This is a genomic window from Streptococcus sanguinis (assembly GCF_026781265.1).
Lineage (GTDB): Bacteria > Bacillota > Bacilli > Lactobacillales > Streptococcaceae > Streptococcus > Streptococcus sanguinis_T.
In genome coordinates this window covers 54,945-76,865 of the sequence record NZ_JAKUVC010000015.1, presented here as the reverse complement: position 1 = coordinate 76,865, position 21,921 = coordinate 54,945, and the positions used below count along the sequence as shown (strand labels likewise).

Genomic DNA, 21,921 nt, shown 5'->3' with positions numbered 1-21,921 from the left:
TTCTGTCTAACTTTTGGGGTGCAGTTCATAATATGGACAGGTCTTTTTCTCATTTCTTCCGATACTGGCTTGGTGTCATTTGGTAGTATTTTTTAAACTGGCGATTGAAGTTGGACAGGTTATTAAAGCCAGCTTGGCTGGAGATTTCCAGTACAGAGAGATTGGAGTGTTGCAAGAGTTCGGCTGCTTTGCGCAGGCGGAATTGGATCAGGTACTCAATGCAGGAAACGCCCAGATGCTTCTTGAAGAAGTTCATGAAATGGGTGGAGCTGTAGCCACAGATGCTAGCCAGTTGGTCAATATTCAGGTCTTCTTGGTAGTGGGCATTGATGTAGTCAATGATGGAGCGGATTTTTTCTTCCTTGCGGTAGCCTTCTGGTGACAGGTCTTTGGAAATGACATAGCCGTTCTCAAAGAGGAGGTAGAAGAGCTGGTTGAGCTGGGCTTTGAGCTGAAACTCGTAGTGAGATTTGCGGAAATAGCCTGTTTCCATAGCTGCTAAGAGGCACTGGCGAATCTCCGCATAGGCTGTATCATGGGGCTTGATCACATGAGTCAAGTCCAGCTGACCATTGTAGAGGGGCTGCAGATAGTTGATGCTGGCCTGGTCCATGGCAGAGTAGCCCATCAGATCCAGATGGAAATTAATGGCGTCCATATAATGGCGCTCGTCGTTGATGGGGTGAATGGAGTGCAGGGCATTGGGGCGAATCAGGATAATATCACCTTTTTCGCTGTTAAAGTAGTCGTAGTCAATATGAAATTGTGCTTTTCCTTCGTGGACGTAAATCATTTCAACATCGGTATGCCAGTGGAAAAGAATATCTGGATGACCATTCTCAGTGATGGTGCGGGTCAGAGAATAAGGGGTTCCTTGGTTTTTAAAAACGGTATTTTTATGTAGTTGGCCTAAATCGATCATGGGGACACTCTTTCATAGAATAGTACAATTTATTAAGATAATTGTGTTAGAAAATATGTTTGACAACTATTATAATATAAATATAAAAAAAACGAAAGCGAGAAAATGCAAATGGGTAAATTTCCGCAGAATTTCCTCTGGGGCGGTGCAACTGCAGCCAACCAGTATGAAGGTGCCTATAATCTGGATGGGAAAGGCCTGTCTGTTCAGGATGTGACTCCAAAAGGCGGAGTGCCAGCCAAGCCAGGTGACCGCAATCCTTTGATTACTGAGGGGCCGACAGCAGATAATCTCAAGCTGGAAGGGATTGATTTCTATCATCGCTATAAGGAGGACATTGCCCTCTTTGCGGAGATGGGTTTCAAGGTCTACCGAACTTCTATTGCCTGGTCTCGGATTTTCCCAAATGGGGATGAGATGGAGCCCAATGAAGCTGGTCTGCAATTCTATGACAATCTTTTTGACGAGCTGGCCAAATATGGCATTGAGCCGCTGATTACCCTGTCTCACTATGAAACGCCCCTGCATTTGGCTCGTCAGTACAATGGTTGGGCCAACCGTGATTTGATCGGCTTCTACGAGCGCTATGTTCGCACGGTTTTTACCCGCTATAAGGACAAGGTCAAGTATTGGCTGACCTTTAATGAAATCAACTCTGTTCTACATGCGCCCTTTATGAGCGGAGGCATTGCCACGCTAGCTGAAGAACTATCCAAGCAGGACCTCTATCAAGCGGTCCATCATGAGCTAGTGGCTTCTGCCTTGGCAACGAAGATTGGTCATGAGATCAATCCTGATTTTAAGATTGGCTGTATGGTTCTTGCCATTCCGGCTTATCCCATGACGCCTAAGCCTGAAGATGTGCTGGCAGCACGGGAATTTGAAAATCAAAACTATCTCTTCTCTGATATCCATGCGCGTGGAAAATATCCAGCCTATATCAATCGTTTCTTCAAGGAGAATGGGGTTGAGATTCAGTTTGCGCCGGGCGACAAAGAGCTTTTGGCTAAAAATACTGTAGACTTCATTTCCTTCTCTTACTATATGAGTGTGGTTGCGGCTCATGATCCGGAAAATTATTCTTCCGGCCGAGGCAATCTTTTAGGTGGCCTCCTAAATCCTCATCTGGCTAGCTCAGAATGGGGCTGGCAGATTGACCCAGTCGGCCTGCGCTTGGTACTAAATAGCTTTTATGACCGTTATCAGCTGCCTCTCTTCATCGTGGAAAATGGTCTCGGGGCCAAGGATGTCTTGGTGGATGGTCCAACTGGCCCAACGGTTGAAGATGACTACCGCATTGATTATCTCAAACAGCACTTGCAGCAGGTAGGAGAAGCGTTGGAAGATGGCGTAAAACTGCTAGGTTACACGACTTGGGGCTGTATTGACCTGGTCTCAGCCAGCACTGCAGAACTCAGCAAGCGCTACGGCTTTATCTACGTTGACCGTAACGATGACGGTAGCGGAACTCTAGCCCGCTACAAGAAGAAGTCCTTTGATTGGTACAAAGAAGTCCTTGCGACGAATGGAGACAGTCTCTATCAGGATTGAATGACTTAAACAAAATAGAATGGCTCCTTATAAAATAAAGGATGAATCTTTTGATTCATCCCTTTTTTCTATGCTTTTATTTCTTCCAGCTTTCGACTTCTTTTTGATGGTTTTTAATCCACTCTTTGGCTGCAGCTTCTGGTGAGCTGCCTTCGTTAATCTTAAGCATGACTTCTTCCATGTCCTTTTGAGTCCAGTTGAAGTTGTCTAGGACCTTATTGACTTCTGGTAAGTCCTTGTCTAGATTTTTTCGGGTAATAGTGTGGATAGCTTCCTTGCCACCCATAGTTCCCTTAGGATCCTTGAGGTATTTGAGGTCGTATTTGGAGAACATCCAGTGAGGTGACCAGCCGGTGACGATGATATCTTCTTTATTCTTAATAGCCTGATCCAGAGCAGTGGTCATGGCTCCTGTTGAGGAAGAAGAAAGATTCCAGCCACTGAGATTGCTGTATTCTTGCAAAGTCTTCTCAGTGGCGGTCATGATACCAGCGCCGGGCTCAATACCTGTGATAGTTTTCTTGGCTTGGTCTGACAGGTCTTCGATAGAGTCGGCATCCATATAACTTGGTACGACTAGCCCTGTCTTAACGCGCTCAAGGTTTGGCCCCAAGTCCACTAGCTTATCCTTGTACTCCTCATAGAGAGCAGCATGGGTAGTCGGCAACCAGGCAGAAACCATGGCATCGGCTTCGCTATTAGCAACGGACTTCCACATAACGGCATTGTCCAGCGGTGTGATGGTGACATCGTAGCCCATTTCCTTGAGAGCTTCCGCTACGACATTGGTTGAGGCAACTTCGGAGTCCCATTCAACATAGGCAAGGTTGACCTTTTCTTTTTTGCTTTGCTGGAGCTTGGTCACTTGATTTCCGACAAAGGCTGTCAGGATGACAGCAGCCAGAGCAGACCAGATCATAATCTTCTTGCGTTTTTCCTTAGCAGTGACCGGTGATTTTTTAGCCAGAGGTTGGTTGAGCTTCTGAGTCAGGCTGTCAATGATAATGGCCAGGATAACTAGAGACACCCCATTGACAAATCCGGAACCGATGTCGGCATGCTGCAAGGCAGAGAGAACGCCGCGGCCCAGTCCTGGCGCCCCAATCATAGAGGCAGTAACGACCATAGACAGAGCTAACATGATGGTCTGATTGACCCCAGCTAGGATAGTATTTTTAGCCAGAGGCAGCTCAACTTTGAAGAGCTTCTGCTTGCCAGTGCCCCCGAAAGAGTCTGACGCTTCAATCAGCTCAGTAGGAATCTGACGAATGGCTAGATTGGTAAAGCGGACAGTCGGTGGCAGGGCAAAGATGACAGAGGCAAAAACCCCAGGCACCATACCAATACCGAAGAAGGCCACGGCCGGTATCAGATAGACAAAGGCTGGCATGGTCTGCATAAAGTCCAGCAAGGGCTTGATAACTGCTTCGACGCGGTTGCTCTTAGCCATCCAAATCCCCAATGGAATACCGATGATAATGGAAATGGCACTGGAGACGATGACCAAGGTCACAGTGTTCATAAGATTTTCCCAGAGGCCTTGGTTGTAAACAAAGAGCAGGCCTAGGAAGGTGAGCAGGGGCAGCCCCAGCTTACGTTTGGAAATCAAATAGGTAAAAATAGTGATGACTGCGATAAAGAGCAGGGGCGGAATGAAGAGCAGGGTATCTGTCATTCCATTCATGATGGCATTTCCGATAGCCTGGAGGACCGAAAAAAGTCCGGAGAAGGTATCGGTTACCCAGTTAGTAAAGGCCTCAACCCATTGAGAAACGGGGATTGGCTGTTGTAAAATATTCAAAATGCGAACCTCCCTTATTCTTCAGATTCAGTAGTATTGGCCAAGGCTTCGATGACTCGACCTTTGATAATAACGCCGACTAATTTGTCCTTATCATCTACAACGGCCAGAGGCGCTGGTGAATCGTAAATCAGCGGGAAAATATCGGTAATCAGGGTTTCCTGAGTGACCTTGCGGACGTTCTTATCAATGACTTCAGCCAGTGCTTGATGCTGTTTACGGGCATCGCGGGCAGCTTCGGCAGTCAGACTGCCCTTGAGGTGCCGCTTCCTATCCACAGCCAGCAGCATACTGACCTCTTCTTTTTTCATCCGATTAAGAGCCACGGTTGGTCCGTCGATGTCAATGTTGGTAGTCAGTGGCGTTGTCATAATATTCTGGGCAGTCAAGACCTTGGAGCGGTCTACATCCTCAACGAACTCTCGAACGAAGTCGTTGGCTGGATTGGTCAGGATTTCCTCACCGGTACCAATCTGCATAATCTGACCGTCAGCCATAATAGCAATACGGTCACCGATACGCAGGGCCTCATTGAGATCGTGGGTGATAAAGATAATAGTACGCTCATGCTCTGCCTGCAGATCCAGCAGCTCATCCTGCATTTCTCGGCGGATGAGAGGGTCTAGAGCTGAGAAGGCTTCGTCCATGAGCAGAATATCAGGATTGTTGGCCAAAGCTCGAGCGAGGCCGACCCGCTGCTGCATCCCACCGGAGAGCTGATCGGGGTATTGGTCCTTGAAGGACAGGAGACCGGCATTGTCCAGAGCTTGTTCAGCTAGGCGCGTGCGCTCCTCCTTATCAACACCTCGGACTTCCAGACCGAACTCTGTATTTTCCAGAATGGTCCGATGCGGGAAGAGTCCAAAGTTTTGGAAGACCATATTGAGCTTGTGGCGGCGAACGTTACGCAGCTCCTCTTCGTTCATCTTGGCCACATCCTGGCCGTCGATATAAATGTCGCCTGATGTCGGGTCAATCAATCGGTTGAGCAGGCGGATAAGGGTAGACTTCCCACTACCGGACAGTCCCATGATGACAAAAATTTCTCCGGTCTGAACCTCAAAGTTTACATCGTAAACCCCGACAGTAGCACCGGTTTTTTCTAAAATTTCCGTTTTGCTTTTGGCTTGCTGCACCATTTCCAGTGCCTGCTTTTGCCTTTTTCCGAAAATTTTAGTCAAATGTTTTACTTCTAGTTTATTCAACGTATTTCTCCTTTTACAAAAGTGACTACATGTTTATTTTGATAAGTTGTCACTTAAAAGACCATCACAGTATAACACTGTGTGGTCACTTTGTCAAACCCAAAAGACTGTCAGACCGGCCTTTTTCGACTATTATAAAAAAGGGAGGGTGATTTTCTGGAATATTTCTGAAAGTCATAAAAACCTTGTCAGACAGGGGATTCGCCTGCCTATTTTGTTTTTTTGACAAAGAAAAAACAAGCGCTGTTTCACTTGTTTGTTTCAATTTCATTAAAAAATAAATTATGCATCAAACCGACCGATAATTCATTGCCAACAAAGTAGATGGTATTGCCGGCTTCCAGCTTGGTATAAGGACCAGGCGAGATTAGGAGTTGGTCTCCCTGCTGGACTGCGACAATGGTAGCGCCAGTCGAGTGCCAGATATTGAGTTCATTGATAGATTTTCCTAGGTTGATGGCGTCTGCTGAGAGCTGGAGCTCGTAGGGATTGAAAGGGAAGCGCTGCTGGACATCTTTAGTTCGACTGAGAAGCTGATTAAGCAATTGGGAAAAGTTGGCAAATTCTTCCTCTTGGCGCTGGATGCTCTGGTGGAGCTTGCTTTTGAGGTCCTGCAGAGAGTTGACATCTTTATAGGTCTCGAGAAACTGCTGAGCTTTTTCCTTGGAGGAAATGAAGGCCCCGCTGCCATGGCGGACTTCCATGATTTCCAGATCTACCAGCACATTAATAGCCTTGCGGGCTGTTTCAGGGGAGACATTGAAGTTGCTGGCTAGGGTAGAGCGGGCATAGATTTTGCTGCCGATAGGATATTTGCCGTCAACGATTCGCTCGGCAATGGCGACGGCAATCTGCTGGTAGCGTGGGAATGCGACTTCTTTTTTGCTCATGAGGACCTCCAATATTACGACAGGAATATAGCTATGATTATAATATAAAACTGGAGGATTGAAAAGTGCCCTTTGTAAAATCGACCGTCTTATCCGCCTCTTCTTGCCTTTCTTTTTACTTTTTTAAGTAGTATAATATGTCTAAAAGTCAGAGGCTTTCTAGAAAAGGAACAGTAAAAACCAGATGCTAAAAATAGAAATGGATAAAAAGATGACTGTAAAGATGATAGCGACAGACATGGATGGAACCTTGCTGGACGGACAGGGACAGCTGGATTTGCGACGTTTGACTACTATTTTAGATGAGCTGGAGAAGAGAGACATTCGCTTTGTGGTGGCTACTGGGAATGAAATTCCGCGGATGCGTTTGCTACTGGGGGATTTAACGGAGCGAATGACCTTGGTAGTCGCCAACGGAGCTCGGATTTTTGAAAAGAATCAGCTAAACATGAGCAGCTTCTGGGAGCCTGGATTGATTAGGGATGCGCTAGCTTATTTTTCCGGTCATGAAAGGGAGCTTCAGCTTGTTGTGACCTCTGAAAGAGGCGGCTTAGTCCAGGAGGGGACAGAGTTTCCCTTGATTGAAAAGGTTATGACTAAGGAAATGGCCCAGCTTTTCTACAAGCGGATGAACTTTGTGCCAAGCCTTCAGAATTATCCCTTTGATAAGGTCTTGAAAATGAGTATGATGGTAGAAGAGGCTGCAGCAGCAGAGCATGCTCGTTTAATTAATCAGCATTTTGCAGGCCGATTGAGCGCTGTTGCCAGTGGTTACGGTGCGATTGACATCCTCCAAGATGGGATGCACAAGGCTTGGGGCTTGCAGCAGCTGATGGCTAAGTGGCAGATTCAAAGCTCGGAAATCATGGCCTTTGGCGATAGTGAAAACGATATAGAAATGCTTGAATTAGCTGGTATTTCTTACGCTATGGAGAATGGCGATGAGCGGGTCAAAAAGGTAGCAGACTACCTAGCACCGGCCAATACAGAAGCCGGTGTTCTACAGGTGCTTGAGGAATACTTAGAAGAGGAAAAAGGATAATGGCAGTACAATTACTAGAAGAATGGCTTCTCAAGGAGCAGGCAAAATTGCAGCAAAACTACAGAGAACTTAATCAACTCTCCGTCAAGGAGCCAGACATCATCTTTATTGGAGACTCCATTGTAGAATACTATCCGCTCCAGGAGCTCCTGCAGACGGATAAAAGACTGGTCAACCGCGGTATTCGGGGCTATAAGACTGATTTGCTTTTAGAAAACCTGGATGCCCATCTCTTTGGGCAGGCACTGGACAAGGTCTTTATCCTGATAGGTACCAATGACATTGGCAAGGCGATGCCTCAAACTGAAACGCTGGCCAATTTGGAAGCCGTTATTCAGGAGATTTCTCGGGACTATCCTCTGGCTAATATCCAGTTGCTGTCGGTTCTGCCGGTCAATGAAGCTCCAGCCTACAAGAGTACGGTCTATATCCGTAACAATAAAAAGATTCAGGCCCTCAATCAGGCCTATCGCCAGCTGGCTAGCGCCTACATGAATGTCCAGTTTATTGATCTCTACGATGCTTTTCTGGACGAGGAAGGCCAGCTGCGCCCAGACTACACAAGGGACGGCCTCCATCTGACCATTGCTGGCTATGCAGCCCTGTCCAAGGTTTTGCAGGAGACGTTATAGAGATAAAAATAGGGAGCGAAAAAAGCCCAACCAGACAAATCTTCAAAGGAAGATTTGTTTTTTTAAAAACTTTTGGTTGACAAATGTAAATCTTAGAGGTAAAATAGCATTATAAGATTTACAAATGTAGATTTTGAAAGGAGAAGCCATGAAAATTTCCAATGCGGAATGGTGCATCATGAAGATTATCTGGATGGAAGGCAAGCAGACCAGCACGGATTTGATCGCCGTCTTGTCCGAGCGCTTTGACTGGTCGAAGTCGACGGTCAAGACTCTCTTGACCCGCTTGGTGGAGAAAGGATGTTTGACTAGAGAAAAATCAGGCAAAGCCTTTGTTTACTCGGCTTTGTTGAAGCAGGACCAGAGTTTAGACTTGGTGGTTGAGGAGGTGAAAGACAAGGTTTGCTCCAAAAGGATTGTCCAGGTGCTTGAAAACTTGATTCAGGCGAGTGACTTTACGCTTGCAGATCTTAATCAGCTGCAGCAGGTCCTGGAAGAAAAGAAAGCAGAGGCTGTCGAAACAGTCCCTTGCAATTGTATGTAATAGAAAGAAGGAAATTCCATGTTTGGATTGTTGATTAGTATTGTTTGTTTACTTGTGGTTGCTTTTATTGCTTGGTGGTTCTTTGCAGAGCATGAAAAGGTAAGCGACCACGCTCGTCAGAAATCAGGTTATCAAGAAATTGAAGTCGAAGTCATGGGGGGCTATTCGCCTGAAACCATTGTCCTGAAAAAGAATGTTCCAGCCCGGATCATCTTTAATCGCAAGGATCCATCTTCATGTCTGGCTCAAGTGATCTTTCCAGATTTTGGCGTTCATGAAGATTTGCCTTTAGGTGAAAAACATGTCATTGAAATTACGCCAGAAAAAGCGGGTGAATATGGGTATTCATGTGGAATGAACATGATGCATGGTCACATGATTGTGGAATAAAGGAGTAGGTATGGTAGAAAAACAAAAAGCAGTTGTGGAAAACGGAATGCAAAAGATCCGTATTACAGCAGAAAAGGGCTATAGTCCCAAAGAATTTCAACTTCAAAAAGGGATCCCTGCTGAAATCACCTTCCATCGGGTCAATCCTTCCGGCTGTTACAAGGAAATTTGGTTTGAAGATCAGGGGATTTTAGAGCCTTTGGAAGTCGGTGTGGATAAGGTGATATCCTTTACCCCGACAGAAACAGGGGACTTCGAGTTTTCATGTGGAATGAAGATGCAAAAGGGTTCCTACACGGTTGTGGAAAAACGCCGTCGTGTCTTAAGTTTACGGGATCGCTTTTGGATTACTAGTATCTTTACCCTTCCTTTATTGATCTTGATGATCGGGATGATGGCAGGATTTGTATCTCATACAGTCAGTCGCTGGGGGACTTTTCTAGCGACAACGCCGATCATGTTGGTAGCAGGAGTTCCTTTTATCAAGAGTGCCTGGGCCTCATTTAAGAAGCACCATTCCAATATGGATACCTTGGTAGCTCTTGGAACCCTGGTAGCCTATGTCTATAGTGTATTTGCCCTTTTTACTGGTCAGCCAGTATACTTTGAGGCTGCGGGTTTTATCATCTTCTTTATCCTCTTAGGGCAAATCTTTGAAGAACGGATGCGTAACAATGCCTCCGAGGCTGTGGAAAAGTTGTTGGATTTGCAGGCAAAAACGGCTCAAGTTCTCCGTGATGGGAACTATGTCGAGGTGGCGGCAGAAGATATCCAAATTGATGACTTGATTCGGGTCCGTCCTGGGGAAAAGATTGCGGTTGATGGGACGATTGTAGAAGGAAGTACGACCATTGATGAGTCGATGGTGACAGGTGAAAGCTTGCCTGTGGAAAAATCAGTTGGTGATGCAGTTATCGGCTCCACTATCAACAGCAATGGGACCATTCTCTTTAAGGCTGAAAAAGTCGGTAGTGAGACCCTCTTATCTCAAATTGTGGACTTTGTCAAAATGGCCCAATCCAGTCGTGCTCCTATTCAAGATTTGACGGATAAGATTTCAGGTATCTTTGTTCCAGTGGTGACGATTTTGGCCATTGCGACTTTCTGGGTTTGGTCCGTGCTTCTGGGCGCGTCGCTTCAAGAGGCCATGCTCTATGCAGTCTCTGTCCTCATTATTGCCTGTCCTTGTGCCCTTGGTTTAGCAACCCCAACAGCCCTGATGGTCGGAACCGGCCGTAGTGCCAAGATGGGGGTTCTGATTAAAAATGGAACGGTTCTTCAAGAAGTGCAAAAGATTCAAACCGTTGTGTTTGATAAGACAGGGACTATTACCATTGGCCAACCACTTGTAACCGATGTTGTAGGAGATGAAGCGCGTGTCTTGACACTGGCTGCTAGTCTTGAAACTTTTTCAGAACATCCACTAGCCCAAGCGGTGTTATCCCAAGCAGAAGAAAAAGGTTTGGTGTTATTCCCTGTGGAAAACTTCCAAGCGATTGAAGGAAAAGGGGTCCAAGGTCAGATTGATCAGCAGTTGGTGACCTTGGGAAATGGCAAACTTCATGACGGGACAGCGATGGATCCGGAGCTTGAAAAACGGATGGTAGAGTTGCAAGAGCAGGCCAAAACAGTGATCAGTTTGTCTGTGGATGGGCAAGTGATTGGCTTGATTGCCATTCAAGATGCTCCGAAGGCCAGCTCAAAAGAAGCGATCAAAAAGCTCAAAGAACGGGGCTTGAAAACGGTCATGTTAACGGGGGATAATGAACGGGTGGCCCAAGCTATTGCTAAGCAAGTGGGAATTGACACCGTCATTGCTGATGTCCTTCCTCAAGAAAAAGCTAGCGCCATCCAAAAACTGCAAGAATCTAGCAAGGTCGCCTTTGTTGGAGATGGGATCAATGATGCTCCAGCTCTCTCGATCGCGGATGTGGGGATCGCTATGGGATCTGGAACGGATATTGCGATCGAGTCCGGTGGCATCGTGCTCACGCAAAATGATTTACTTGGCGTTGTGCGCGCCTTTGACATGAGTCAAAAGACCTTCCGCAGGATCTTACTCAATCTCTTCTGGGCCTCTATCTACAATATCCTTGGGCTTCCAATTGCTGCTGGAGTCTTTGTAGGACTGGGATTGACCCTCAATCCAGAACTAGCAGGTCTTGCTATGGCCCTTAGTTCTTTGTCTGTTTTGACTAGCTCGCTGCTTCTCAATGTTGAGAAAATTGATTAAATGAAATAAAAAGTGATACAGAATTTTGTATCGCTTTTTGTTCGATTTCCTACAGCTACAAGTCTTAGAGGTGCATGCAAATTATAATAAAATATCCTATACTAATATAGTTTGTGAAATTTTCTCAAAAAGAGCATCTGTCATGTAATAGGGATTGAGCATCTCTGAGCATATTCTTATACAAGTGAGAAAAAACATGGTAAATTGATATAGTAAAGTTTCTTGAAGCGTTTTCATTCACAAATGGGAATGTTTTCAATAACTGAAAATTTAATTTATTGAAGGAGAGTTATTCTTATGACTCAAGGAAAAATTACTGCATCTGCAGCAATGCTCAACGTATTGAAAACATGGGGCGTAGATACCATCTACGGTATCCCATCAGGAACACTCAGCTCACTCATGGATGCTTTAGCTGAAGACAAAGACATCCGTTTCTTGCAAGTTCGCCACGAAGAAACTGGTGCTCTTGCAGCGGTGATGCAGGCTAAATTCGGCGGCTCAATCGGGGTTGCAGTTGGTTCAGGTGGTCCAGGTGCGACTCACTTGATTAACGGTGTTTACGATGCAGCTATGGATAACACTCCATTCCTTGCTATCCTTGGATCACGTCCAGTCAACGAACTCAACATGGATGCCTTCCAAGAGCTCAACCAAAACCCAATGTACAACGGTATCGCTGTTTACAACAAACGTGTCGCTTATGCTGAGCAATTGCCAAAAGTTATCGACGAAGCCTGCCGTGCTGCTATTTCTAAAAAAGGTCCAGCTGTTGTTGAAATTCCAGTAAACTTTGGTTTCCAAGAAATTGACGAAAACTCATACTACGGATCAGGTTCTTATGAGCGTTCATTCATCGCTCCTGCTTTGAATGAAACTGAAATCGACAAAGCTGTTGAAATCTTGAACAAGGCTGAACGTCCAGTTATCTACGCTGGATTTGGTGGTGTTAAAGCTGGTGAAGTGATTACTGAATTGTCACGTAAAATTAAAGCACCAATTATCACAACTGGTAAAAACTTTGAAGCTTTCGAGTGGAACTATGAAGGTTTGACAGGTTCTGCTTACCGTGTTGGTTGGAAACCAGCCAACGAAGTGGTCTTCGAAGCAGACACAGTTCTTTTCCTTGGTTCAAACTTCCCATTTGCTGAAGTTTACGAAGCTTTCAAGAACACTGAAAAATTCATCCAAGTCGATATCGACCCTTACAAACTTGGTAAACGCCATGCCCTTGACTCTTCTATCCTTGGTGATGCTGGTCAAGCAGCGAAAGCAATTCTTGACAAAGTGAACCCAGTCGAATCTACTCCATGGTGGCGTGCAAACGTTAAGAACAACCAAAACTGGCGTGATTACATGAACAAACTCGAAGGTAAAACTGAGGGTGAATTGCAATTGTACCAAGTCTACAATGCAATCAACAAACATGCTGATCAAGACGCTATCTACTCAATTGACGTAGGTGACACTACTCAAACATCTACTCGTCACCTTCACATGACACCTAAGAACATGTGGCGTACATCTCCACTCTTTGCGACAATGGGTATTGCCCTTCCTGGTGGTATCGCTGCTAAGAAAGACAATCCAGATCGCCAAGTATGGAACATCATGGGTGACGGTGCATTCAACATGTGCTACCCAGACGTTATCACAAACGTTCAATACGACCTTCCAGTTATCAACCTTGTCTTCTCAAATGGTAAATATGCCTTCATCAAGGACAAATACGAAGACACAAACAAACACTTGTTTGGTTGTGACTTCCCTAATGCTGACTATGCGAAAATCGCTGAAGCTCAAGGAGCTGTTGGATTTACAGTTGACCGTATCGAAGACATCGATGCAGTTGTTGCAGAAGCTGTTAAATTGAACAAAGAAGGTAAAACTGTTGTTATCGATGCTCGCATCACTCAACACCGTCCACTTCCAGTAGAAGTACTTGAATTGGATCCAAAACTTCACTCAGAAGAAGCAATCAAAGCCTTCAAGGAAAAATACGAAGCAGAAGAACTCGTACCATTCCGTCTCTTCTTGGAAGAAGAAGGATTGCAATCACGCGCAATCAAATAATTCCTCTCGTCGAAAATCAAATTTTAAATTTGTAGACTTCATTCGGAGGTTTACTTCCGACGATTCCATCATTGAAACCTTAATTTTCAATGATGGAATCTAGTGCGGAGCCTAGAAAAAGTCCCAAAGGATTTTTCGTAGTTTGATGAGCAAAGATTTGCCATCAAACTTGGTTCCGCCTTGTTTATTCTTTGATTTTCTTAGAGCAGAACTTGAAAAGATTGGAGCAATCCGGTCTTTTTCTGGAGAATAGTCAATGAATTTAAATCAATTAGATATTATTGTTTCAAATGTTTCCCAAGTCTGTGCTGACTTGGAGCGTATTTTGGATAAAAAGGCAGACTATGTTGATGACAGTTTTGCTCAGTTCACGATTGGCAGTCACTGTCTCATGTTGTCAGAGAATCATCTGATTCCTTTGGAAAATTTTCAGTCAGGAATCATTCTTCATATCGAGGTTGAGGATGTAGACCAGAATTATCAGCGGTTGAAAGAGCTTGGTGCCGAGATTTTACACGGCCCAGCTGTAACTGATTGGGGCACGGAATCCCTACTAGTTAAAGGCCCTGCTGGTCTAGTGATTGATTTTTATCAGATGAAATAGGACGATTAGTCATTTGAAGTTGACCTTAATCATTCTTAAAACAGAATGTGAGAATATGAACAATTGAAAGATCGGAGAAACCCGGTCTTTTTTAGGTAAACCTAATAGTGACTTCTGAGCTTGACTATCGTGAGGTAACGGATTAAAACAATCTCGTGATAGACCGTTTTAAGTATGACGCTGGACATAAGAATCGTCAGAGGAAGGAGTAGCGAGATTGTGTCTATACGAACAAAAATGTGATAGTAAGGCATGTATAGTAGTAGATAAGGAGATTTGAAATTAGTTTGTACTTGATTGAAAATTATTAAAATATAGAACTTTTCTAATTTTCTGACTTTTGTTTGAATTATCATTTTAATAGGTATATAATTTATTTAAAGAAATCAAAGAATAAAGAGGTGGTAATATGAAATTATCACGATATGTCTTAAGGTATGATACTGAAGATGGTAGTGTATATTTTAATACCAAAAATAATCATTCATTTTTGATTACTAATGAATTGAAGAAGAATATACAAGAAAATAAAACAACGGAAAGTGAATATATTGCCTATTTGGAAGAGAATAAATATTTACTTGAAGAAAATGAGGTAAACAAATATTTAAAACAGATAGAAGATAGGAATAATGAGATACTAGAGTTTACAATTCTTACTCATGGAGATTGTAATTTTCGATGTAAGTATTGTTATGAACACTTTAAAAATATTGGAATGTCTATTGAAACAGAAAATGCTATTTTAAAATTTGCTGAAGAAAAATTGAGTAATTCTCAATATCATTTCCTAAGGATAGCATGGTTTGGTGGAGAACCTCTGTTAGGCTATAAAACAATTCAACGGCTTTCACTAGAATTTTTGAAAATTTGCGAGCGATTTGGAATAACGTATTCAGCAAGTATTACTACTAATGGATTTTTGTTAACATCTTCCAAATTTGAAAAATTAGTAAGAGAGTATGATGTTACTAATTTTCAGATTACTATTGATGGTGATGGAGAGAGTCATGATTCTCAACGTGTGTTAAAAAATCAAAAAGGTTCCTATGCGCGAATTTTAAACAATCTTCATAAAATGAAGGATAGTGATTTAGATTTTATTTGTACTTTAAGATTCAATATATCGAAAGAAAATTATGACCATATGGAGTCATTTCTATTAAATGATGGCCGTTACTTTAAGAATGATGATAGATTTTTTCTTCTATATCATAATATTGGTAACTGGGGACAAGGAGATCGTTCTAAAGACGACTGTGTTACAGTATTTAAAAATGATATGAGTTTTGGTATTTCTAAGAAAGCAGTTGATTTGGGATACCATCTATCTTTGCCAAGTATTGTGGTTCACAATTCCTTTTCTTGTTATGCCAATCGTTTAAACCACTATATGTTTAATGTTAGAGGTATTGTACAAGCATGTACAGTTGCTTTGTACGATAATCAAAATGTTTTTGGAAATATCAATACTGGATTTATTAACAAAGATAAAATGAAAGGATGGTTTCTATCTGTTAGAGAAGATTGTAAAACATGTCCCTTTGTTTTGGTTTGTAAATCAGGCTTTTATCCAATGGCCAAGCATATTACGAAATTAAGCTCTTCTGTGATTTGTAAGAATATGCAAGAGAAAATTCGTAAAAATCTAGCACTTTATGCTATTTCCGGATGCTATGAAGATATTTTAGATGTGGACTAGAGAGGGGTAAGCAAAAATGTCTATCAAGAAAAACAAAAAGGTTGTAAAAAAACCTGAAGTTGTAAGCAATAATTGTAATATTTGTTAAGTTTATATAATAAAAATGGAGAGGAGTGCTAGCCTCTCTCTTTTTCTAGGAGGGCATTATGAATAAAATATTTCACTATCTGGATAAGAAAACGAAGTTTTATACTATCATCGGTGCACTGGCAAATGGAGGTTTAGCTCTTGCTCAACCCTTAGTCGTATCACAAGCCTTGTCCTTAAATCAAGGAGAACTGACTTATTCTAAAATCATACAGTTTGCTATTTTTGGCTTTACAGTATACTTCGTCTTGTATAGCTTAATGCTCTTTTGTAATCATACACATAATATTTTTCGACGTGAAATTCAAATGAATATGAGGGCAGATTTATTTGACAAGCTGATGATAAAAAAAGATTTTAACGAAGATGAAAAAATCACTATGCTCACACAAGATATGGAGTATTTGGGGGATAATTACTTAGAAAAATACGTCAATATCATTTGCTGGAGCTTTGTAGCAATACTAACAGCGATCTATATTATTTCGCAAAATTTGTTACTAGGTAGTATTTTTGTCTTTTTCACTATTTTACGTCCTATTCCTCAGTTCTTGATGAGTAAAAGACTCAAACATACTGGTGATGACATGGCTCAAGGCAGAGTAGAAGTGCATAATCAAGTATCTGATAGTATCCGAGGAGCACATACTCTACTCATGAACCAAGCAATTTCTGAAAATCAGAACAGATTTTGGAAGATTAATCGACATTATCAACTAGCCATTCAAAAATTTTGCTTTACCCATAATATAATTTTCTTTTGCAACGGTTTCATGGTCTTTTTAAGCCAAGTTTTACCACTTGTTTTAGGTTTTTACTTTGCTATGGCTGGGCAGAAAGTGTCAGTGGCAAGTCTTGTTGCCATGTACATCGCAGCAGGTCAGCTAGTGAGCCCTATTCAGACTATTATGTATGATGCTGTAGATATACAAGGGGCAAAAACGACAGCAGATAAGATTTTTGGAGTATTAGAAATTGGAGATGTAAAACAGATAGATAAAAAAGATGCGCAAGAATTGAATGCTCTACACATTAAAAATTTAAGTAAATCCTATGGTGACAGACAACTTTTTACTCATCTAAATTTGGATGTTCAAGCAGGTCAGAAAGTTTTAATCAAAGGACCAAGTGGTTGTGGTAAGTCAACCTTGTTTCGACTCATTACTGGAGAAGAAATAGCAGATGAGGGAGAAATTATCGGCGTTACAACTGTTAATGAATGTACATCAAGTTTTGTATCCAGTATAGGAATTATTAGTCAACATCCATTTCTCTTTAATGATACAGTGCGTTATAATTTGACCTTAGGACAAGAATTTTCTGAGGAAGAGTTGCTTGCTGTTTTGAAACAAGTCAAACTAGATTTTGAATTGACGGGTGGGATGGATTTTATTATCAAAAATAACGGGGAGAATATTTCTGGGGGACAAAGAGTAAGGATTGAATTGGCACGTTTTCTTCTTCGTAGAAAAAATCTGTTATTGGCTGATGAAGTGACCGCAACCCTAGATAAAGAAAACGCCCTCATGGTACATGAACTACTATTTTCTCTTCCTGTTATGATGTTAGAAATTGCCCATCATATTGATGATGAAAGTAGATATCAACAAGTTGTAGATTTAGGAAAATATTGAATCTGGCTTAAAAGTCAGTTTTATCAGAAAATAAAGTAAATATTTCAGCAATAAAACACCCAGTATCAAGATTTTTCAATGCATAGTAATATGCGTTTTTCTGATTATATATACTTTTTCTAAACTCACTCTTCTTTCTTATCACAAGATTGTGATAGTTTACAACTTTATAACAAAAGATTTAAAGACTTGATTGTTTTGAAAGAAGATTATAAAACAAGATTCAGCAAAAATGAAAGAGGTATTAAAAATGTCTGAAAAACAAATGAAAATTTTGGGATGGGTTGCAACCTTTATGTCCGTAATGATGTATGTGTCCTATTTTCCACAAATCATGAACAACCTAGCGGGTCAAAAAGGAAATTTTATCCAGCCGCTCGTTGCAGCAATCAACTGTAGCCTTTGGGCCTACTACGGCTTATTCAAAAAAGAAAGAGATATTCCGCTTGTAGCAGCAAATGCACCGGGAATCATTTTTGGATTAGTGACGGCCATCACGGCTTTGATTTGAGAGGAATAAGAGAAGACTGGTTTTCAGTCTTCTTTTTTGTTTTTAGAGAGACCATTGCTTTCATTTGAGAGGTCGATTTCTTTAAAACCGGATACTGAAAATTTGTCGGATTAAATGAAATAGTGGAATAGTATCAGTATTTCGCATTTTTTTATAAGAAAAGGTTTACAGAATGAGCTATAATATGAGTAAACAAACAAGCAAATAAGAAAGCGAGTAGAATTATGACTGAAAAACTGACTTTTCCGGATGGTTTCTTGTGGGGCGGAGCGACAGCTGCCAACCAGTGCGAGGGTGCTTATGATGCGGATGGTCGCGGGCTGGCCAATGTAGATGTGGTGCCGATTGGTGAGGATCGTCTGGCCATCATCATGGGTAAGAAAAAGATGTTTGACTTTGAGGAAGGCTATTTCTACCCAGCTAAGGAAGCTATTGACATGTACCATCGCTTTAAGGAGGACATTGCCCTCTTTGGCGAGATGGGTTTTAAGACCTATCGTCTGTCCATTGCTTGGAGCCGGATTTTTCCTAAGGGGGATGAGATGGAGCCCAATGAAGCTGGCCTGAAATTTTACGAAGACCTCTTTAAGGAATGCCACAAGTATGGCATTGAGCCCTTGGTGACCATTACTCACTTTGACTGTCCCATGCACTTGATTGAGCAATATAGTGGTTGGCGAAATCGTCTCATGCTGGAATTTTACGAGCGTCTCTGCCGCACTCTCTTTACCCGCTACAAGGGCTTGGTCAAGTACTGGCTGACCTTCAATGAGATTAACATGATCCTACATGCACCATTTATGGGGGCAGGGCTTTGCTTTGAAGAAGGTGAAAACGAAGAACAGGTCAAATATCAAGCAGCCCATCATGAGCTGGTCGCGTCAGCTATTGCCACCAAGCTGGCTCATGAGATTGACCCGGAAAACAGGGTCGGCTGTATGCTAGCGGCGGGTCCATACTATCCCAATACAGCTCATCCAGCTGACTATTGGGCGGTCATGCAGGAAGATAGAGAAAACTATTTCTTCATTGATGTGCAGGCGCGTGGTGAATATCCCAACTACGCTAAGAAAGCTTGGGAGCGCGAGGGCATCACTGTCGAAATGACAGAAGAAGACCTACAGCTGCTCAAGGAGCATACGGTGGACTTCATTTCCTTCTCATACTACTCTAGCCGGGTAGCTTCGGGCGATCCTAAGGTCAATGAGCTGACCGATGGCAATATCTTTGCTTCTCTCAAGAACCCTTATTTGGAAGCTTCTGAGTGGGGCTGGCAGATTGATCCTCTGGGCTTGCGCATTACGTTAAATACCATCTGGGATCGCTATCAAAAGCCCATGTTTATCGTGGAAAATGGTCTGGGTGCAGTGGATACTCCGGATGAAAATGGCTATGTGGCTGATGATTTCAGGATTGACTATCTGGCGGCCCATGTCAAGGCTATGCGGGATGCCATCAATGAGGACGGTGTGGTGCTGTGGGGCTACACGACCTGGGGCTGTATCGACCTGGTATCAGCCGGTACTGGCGAGATGAAGAAGCGCTATGGCTTTATCTATGTGGACCGGGACAATGAAGGCAAGGGAACACTCAAGCGCTCCAAGAAGAAATCCTTTGACTGGTATAAGGAAGTCATCGCGACTAATGGAGAATCTGTGAAATAGGAAAAAGGCTGAGATATGAATGTCTCAGCCTTTTTCAAGTATTTATTTTGGGAACTATATACCAGTTTACACCAACCACAACATATAGTATTTACGAAAATAACAAAAAGAACGACTTCCGAGCGGAAATCGTCTTTTAATTATTTAAGTAATTCATATTCAAAAATCTTTGGTGAAAGATAGGAATTGTAATATTGTTTAAGTTCTTCTTTTAGAGATACAATATAACTATTTAAAATAAGAGAAACAACCACATTGAAAAGTTCTACTTTTTCTTCAACGTCTAACGTCACATAGCGATCAACATCAAAATTATTAATAAGCTTTATATCAGCCTTATCATAAAGATGCTTTTTCTTAGCAACAGCATCTTTACTCTCATGCGTCAAATACAAGTAGATATTCTCAACGTTCAGAACAACTTGCACCATTGCTAAACTCTTTTCGCCAAGTAGCAACTTAATTTTCTTACGAACACTATCTGCAGTAACTGGATTTTTAGCAATGTAAATCACATGATAAAGTTGCTTTCACCAAGAGAGCTGATGAAAATGAGAAAAAAGAGCAAGCCTTCTATTAGCCAAAAAGGTTTGGAGCGGACAAGCTGATAGAGTTCCGCCTGAATGGTATGTAACATGAAATCTCCTCTGAATGTTTAAGATTGTTCCTGCTTTTTATAAATCTTTCTTTTTGAAAACCATCAGCCCGCCACCTAGAAAGAGCAGGGTGACCGTTAGCAGTGTCAGGATAGCCTTGATAACAGCCCCGCTATCTACTGCCATATTTGTGTTAAATCGCAGAGTCAGATAGATCAGCCATTCATTGTCCGGGTAAAAGATGAGGGGAATAGTCAGTAAGGTACCGCCAAGGAAATAGGTCAGAAAGCTAGATACATGGAGTGGCTGGCATAGAGTACAAAAGAAATGATGGCAATCCACATAATCGTGCTAAGAAATTGGACGAAGAGAGCAGCTCCCAGCTGAGGCAAAAAAGAGCTGGGGGCACTTCCAATTCCGTTGGACAGACTAGCGGTCACAAAGGAGATAGATAAAATCATCAGGAAGTGAAAGGCTGCGATGCTAACACAGACAAAGAATTTAGAAAAATAATAGCTGAGCTTAGAGATGCCATAGCTCAGACAGTTTTTATAAAGTTTCCGAGATAGGTCCACTCCAAGGACCATACCGATACCAATGATGGTGAAAAAGAGCAGACTGTCTGTATTGCCTGCAAAATAGTCCAGAGCTTGAAGGCCGGTTAGATTTCCTAGAGCTTGAGTAGCAGCCTCATTTTTGGAGATATTTGCTCCAAAATGAATATTTGCATGGAAAAAGGTTGCTGAGAAAATCACACAGACTAATAAAAATTCAGTAATCCAAAAGCCTTTTGAACGCATGAGCCGGTATAAATCAGCTCGAATGAAATCCATCATGATAAGCCTCCCTTTGTCATTTGACCAAGTCTGTAAAGAAGTTTTCTAGGTTTTGTCGTGCATAGTAAATCTCCTGCACTGGTATATCTGCAGTCGCAAGTTCCTTGACAATCTTGCTAATCTCATGCGAATGGGTAAAGATATGAATCTCGTCAGAAGCATTGACCACCTTGATACGATGCATGAGCTGGTCGTGAATCAGCCGGCTGGCTTCTTCCAACTGCGATGTTTTAAGCACGATATAGTCTTCGCTCTGTTCTTCAAACTCCTCTTTTGAAATCTCGCGAATCAGCCGTCCTTCCTCGATAATGCCGAACCGGGTCCCCACTAGGTAGAGTTCAGACAGAATATGGCTGGAGATGATAAAGGTCATGCCCAACTCTTCGTTTAGCCGCTGTACCAGCTGGCGGAATTCCTTGATGCCGACTGGATCCAGGCCATTGATAGGCTCGTCCAGTATCATCAGGTCAGGTCTGGTAAGAAGCGCGATAGCTAGACCCAGCCGCTGTTTCATCCCGAGTGAGAAGTCGCGGAATTTCTTCTTGCCGGTATCTGTCAAGTCTACGTATTCCAAGGTTTCACGGATGACCTTATCTGCATGGGGAATATGGCGGAGCTTACAGTAGTAGCTGAGATTTTCATAGGCTGTCAGGTGGTTGTGAGCGACCGGTGTTTCGATGACCGATCCGACCCGTTTGAGGCTCTGCGTCCATTCTTGATAGTTCTGAGAGCCAAAGAGGGAGACATTGCCACTACTCGCTTCCAAGAGCTGGGTGATGACCTTGATCAGAGTGGTCTTTCCGGCCCCGTTCTTGCCAATTAAACCGTAAATATCTCCTTTTTTTATCGTCAGACTCACATCGGTCAGAGCGTACTGCCGGCCGAATTTTTTGCTGACTTGCTGTAAAACCAAAACATTTTCCATGATCAATTCTCCTTTTCATGATCTTAGGAGAGAAAACTCCTCTTCCTATTAATTAGTATATCGCCAAACCTTCAAATAT

The 21,921-nt window shown here is 42.6% G+C and carries 18 protein-coding genes and 2 pseudogenes; 12 read left to right on the top strand and 8 right to left on the bottom strand.

Annotation, left to right across the window (positions count from 1 at the left end; translation table 11 throughout):
* Nucleotides 1-49 precede the first annotated feature (49 nt).
* On the bottom strand, nt 50-922 hold the full coding sequence (locus MK370_RS11275; protein ID WP_268685317.1) for a helix-turn-helix domain-containing protein: 873 nt from the start codon (nt 920-922) through the stop codon (nt 50-52).
* A 105-nt stretch (nt 923-1,027) separates the two neighbouring features.
* On the opposite strand from MK370_RS11275, the gene MK370_RS11270 reads away from it, so the two are divergent.
* Nucleotides 1,028-2,473: a glycoside hydrolase family 1 protein gene (locus tag MK370_RS11270; RefSeq protein WP_326845096.1), complete on the top strand. Its 1,446-nt coding sequence runs from the start codon at nt 1,028-1,030 to the stop codon at nt 2,471-2,473.
* Between the two features lie 76 nt (nt 2,474-2,549).
* Here MK370_RS11270 and MK370_RS11265 read toward each other — a convergent pair whose 3' ends face one another.
* The 3 genes from MK370_RS11265 to MK370_RS11255 all read right to left on the bottom strand — a co-directional run bounded on the left by MK370_RS11265 (nt 2,550) and on the right by MK370_RS11255 (nt 6,369).
* Nucleotides 2,550-4,274 (bottom strand): ABC transporter permease/substrate binding protein, encoded by a 1,725-nt coding sequence (locus MK370_RS11265; RefSeq protein WP_268685315.1) that lies wholly within the window; start codon nt 4,272-4,274, stop codon nt 2,550-2,552.
* A gap of 14 nt (nt 4,275-4,288) precedes the next feature.
* Entirely contained in the window at nt 4,289-5,479 is a 1,191-nt protein-coding gene (locus tag MK370_RS11260) for a quaternary amine ABC transporter ATP-binding protein (protein ID WP_268685314.1), read from the bottom strand.
* Between the two features lie 248 nt (nt 5,480-5,727).
* Nucleotides 5,728-6,369: a GntR family transcriptional regulator gene (locus MK370_RS11255; protein ID WP_002896558.1), complete on the bottom strand. Its 642-nt coding sequence runs from the start codon at nt 6,367-6,369 to the stop codon at nt 5,728-5,730.
* Between the two features lie 184 nt (nt 6,370-6,553).
* Between MK370_RS11255 and MK370_RS11250 the strand changes: the two genes are divergently transcribed.
* The 11 genes from MK370_RS11250 (at nt 6,554) to MK370_RS11200 (ending at nt 19,485) form a co-directional block, all read left to right on the top strand.
* Nucleotides 6,554-7,411, top strand: coding sequence for a Cof-type HAD-IIB family hydrolase (locus MK370_RS11250; RefSeq protein WP_268685313.1), 858 nt, complete (start codon nt 6,554-6,556; stop codon nt 7,409-7,411).
* On the top strand, nt 7,411-8,043 hold the full coding sequence (locus MK370_RS11245; RefSeq protein ID WP_268685312.1) for an SGNH/GDSL hydrolase family protein: 633 nt from the start codon (nt 7,411-7,413) through the stop codon (nt 8,041-8,043). The genes MK370_RS11250 and MK370_RS11245 overlap by 1 nt, the downstream gene beginning before the upstream one ends.
* 148 nt (nt 8,044-8,191) lie before the next feature.
* A complete protein-coding gene (locus tag MK370_RS11240) occupies nt 8,192-8,587 on the top strand; it encodes a CopY/TcrY family copper transport repressor (protein ID WP_268685311.1) in 396 nt (131 codons plus the stop codon).
* An 18-nt stretch (nt 8,588-8,605) separates the two neighbouring features.
* Nucleotides 8,606-8,977 (top strand): cupredoxin domain-containing protein, encoded by a 372-nt coding sequence (locus MK370_RS11235; RefSeq protein WP_002898343.1) that lies wholly within the window; start codon nt 8,606-8,608, stop codon nt 8,975-8,977.
* 10 nt (nt 8,978-8,987) lie between these two features.
* Nucleotides 8,988-11,210 carry a heavy metal translocating P-type ATPase gene (locus MK370_RS11230; RefSeq protein WP_268685310.1) on the top strand — a complete coding sequence of 741 codons (2,223 nt, stop codon included), beginning with the start codon at nt 8,988-8,990 and terminating at the stop codon, nt 11,208-11,210.
* 297 nt (nt 11,211-11,507) lie between these two features.
* Complete coding sequence (spxB, locus tag MK370_RS11225; protein WP_268685309.1) at nt 11,508-13,283, top strand: pyruvate oxidase; 1,776 nt, start codon at nt 11,508-11,510, stop codon at nt 13,281-13,283.
* A gap of 256 nt (nt 13,284-13,539) precedes the next feature.
* Nucleotides 13,540-13,887 carry a VOC family protein gene (locus MK370_RS11220; RefSeq protein ID WP_268685308.1) on the top strand — a complete coding sequence of 116 codons (348 nt, stop codon included), beginning with the start codon at nt 13,540-13,542 and terminating at the stop codon, nt 13,885-13,887.
* A 409-nt stretch (nt 13,888-14,296) separates the two neighbouring features.
* The gene (locus MK370_RS11215) at nt 14,297-15,589 is read left to right on the top strand and encodes a radical SAM protein (protein ID WP_268685307.1); all 1,293 of its coding nucleotides are present in this window, start codon (nt 14,297-14,299) and stop codon (nt 15,587-15,589) included.
* A gap of 146 nt (nt 15,590-15,735) precedes the next feature.
* On the top strand, nt 15,736-17,310 hold the full coding sequence (locus MK370_RS11210) for an ATP-binding cassette domain-containing protein (protein WP_268685306.1): 1,575 nt from the start codon (nt 15,736-15,738) through the stop codon (nt 17,308-17,310).
* A 250-nt stretch (nt 17,311-17,560) separates the two neighbouring features.
* Nucleotides 17,561-17,821, top strand: coding sequence for a SemiSWEET family transporter (locus MK370_RS11205; RefSeq protein WP_268685305.1), 261 nt, complete (start codon nt 17,561-17,563; stop codon nt 17,819-17,821).
* Nucleotides 17,822-18,045: 224 nt separating this feature from the next.
* Nucleotides 18,046-19,485 carry a 6-phospho-beta-glucosidase gene (locus MK370_RS11200; RefSeq protein ID WP_268685304.1) on the top strand — a complete coding sequence of 480 codons (1,440 nt, stop codon included), beginning with the start codon at nt 18,046-18,048 and terminating at the stop codon, nt 19,483-19,485.
* 140 nt (nt 19,486-19,625) lie between these two features.
* On the opposite strand, the gene MK370_RS11195 is transcribed toward MK370_RS11200, so the two are convergent.
* From MK370_RS11195 to MK370_RS11180, 4 genes and pseudogenes are all read right to left on the bottom strand, one after another.
* Nucleotides 19,626-20,000, bottom strand: a complete 375-nt coding sequence (locus tag MK370_RS11195; protein ID WP_268685303.1) for a Rep family protein — start codon at nt 19,998-20,000, stop codon at nt 19,626-19,628.
* A 5-nt stretch (nt 20,001-20,005) separates the two neighbouring features.
* Nucleotides 20,006-20,122 (bottom strand): annotated as a pseudogene (locus MK370_RS11190) (lantibiotic ABC transporter permease); the annotation flags it as partial.
* 37 nt (nt 20,123-20,159) lie between these two features.
* Nucleotides 20,160-20,917 (bottom strand): annotated as a pseudogene (locus MK370_RS11185) (ABC transporter permease).
* A gap of 16 nt (nt 20,918-20,933) precedes the next feature.
* A complete protein-coding gene (locus tag MK370_RS11180; RefSeq protein ID WP_268685302.1) occupies nt 20,934-21,842 on the bottom strand; it encodes an ABC transporter ATP-binding protein in 909 nt (302 codons plus the stop codon).
* Nucleotides 21,843-21,921: the final 79 nt, after the last annotated feature.